Raw genomic sequence first — 358 nt, 5'->3', positions numbered from 1 at the left:
CCGTCTCCTTCTCGCAAGCTCCCGACCAGTTGCACAACAATCGCGCCGACTTCCTGATCGCGGTCACCAAGCGCAGCAGCAAGGTGCTCTATGTCGAGGTCGGTCCCGAGATCGCCGACACGCCCGGGCGCGACCGCTTCCGCGCCGCCGCTGCGCGCGCGCGTTTCGGCATGCGCGCCAAGCGCCGGCATGGCGCCACGGTGCGCAGTTCCGGCCGTGTCTTCAACGACTGGGTCGAGCGTGCCCGCGCCGATGTCGCACTGCTCACCACGGAGCTCGCGACCGGTCCCTATCCCTATGCCGGCATCCCGTGGTTCTCGACGGCCTTCGGCCGCGACGGCGTGATCTCCGGCTTGCA

At 69.3% G+C, this 358-nt stretch carries 1 pseudogene; it reads left to right on the top strand.

Annotation, left to right across the window (positions count from 1 at the left end):
- A pseudogene (locus tag EN861_RS34500) lies at positions 1-358 on the top strand (amylo-alpha-1,6-glucosidase); the annotation flags it as partial.

Origin of the sequence: Mesorhizobium sp. M8A.F.Ca.ET.218.01.1.1, assembly GCF_004791165.1 — a bacterium.
GTDB lineage: Bacteria > Pseudomonadota > Alphaproteobacteria > Rhizobiales > Rhizobiaceae > Mesorhizobium.
The sequence above is the reverse complement of the archived record's forward strand: the minus strand, read 5'-3'. Positions and strand labels throughout refer to the sequence as shown.